A 1102-nucleotide genomic window follows, 5' to 3' on the forward strand; every position below is an offset into this window, starting at 1 on the left:
TTTGAATCCACTTTGGCGCAGCTCGAATCAGCAAGCCAGATCTACCCTTCTCTTGCCGAACCTTTTTCTCAACTGAAGACGCTAGAGCAAAGCTACTTTACCGAAGCGCTCGAAGCAATGGACAACTATGAAGCAATGTTTTCAGCACAAGAAGAAGTGCAGAAGTCATCGCGCCGCTTTCAAAAACTCAACACTGAACTTTCTGTTGGCCTGAAAGAATACGTTGCAGACCAATCGAGTATTTCAGTGAAAGTTATGGCGAAAAGCTACTTCATCAAACTCAAAGATGCCGAAGTGATCACTTCCGATGCGCTGGCCAGCTCCAATCCTGAGTTTGTTACGCAAGCGGTAACGAAAAACCGTAAAGCAGTAACGCACTTGAACTACGCGTTCCGTGGGTTGGTCACTCAGCTTCCTGAGTTAGAAAAAGCTTTTGGCGAATCCGTAGAACAATTTACCCGTGACGTAGGTATGCGTGGCGGTGTGCTAGACCAACACAACAACTACCTCAACGCTCGCGCAGCTCTGTATGACAACATTGCGAACTTAGCTAACAAAGTCGATTCTACGATGGCTATCCTTGAGCAATTCACAACGACAGCAACAGACAAACTAAACGAATCTCTTGATGATGCCGGTGACATTTACTCTGCTGGCGTGACGAAAGCGATTGTGATTGGTGTAGTTGTGGTTTTGTTTGCGGCGGCTATCGGCTATCACATCGCGCAAAGTGTGCGTGAGCCATTAACACGTATTCTCAATGCGCTAGAGAGCCTAACTAAAGGCGATATGACGCAACGTATTGATATTCGCTTTAACAACGAGTTCAGCCGCGTTAGTGGCCATATCAACACGTTAGCGGACAGCTTGCACGATATTCTAGTGAAGCTAAATGAAGCATCAGAAAACTTAGCCTCGACCGCGACAACCAACGAACGAACGTCTTCTCAAGCGCAATCTAAGCTGAATGCACAACGTGAGCAGACCGCCAACGTGGCAACGGCTATGACCGAGATGTCTCACTCGGTTCAAGAAGTTGCGCAAAGCGCTCAAGGCTCTTTGGAAATGGTTCAACGTGTTGAGTCTGCATCCGAAGAAGGCC

General features: G+C 47.5%; 1 protein-coding gene. It reads left to right on the top strand.

The window, feature by feature from the left end:
* A partial coding sequence (locus tag R7R24_RS24780; RefSeq protein WP_318119743.1) for a methyl-accepting chemotaxis protein occupies positions 1 to 1102 on the top strand: 1102 nt, incomplete at both ends.

Source organism: Vibrio sp. 704 (genome assembly GCF_033339295.1).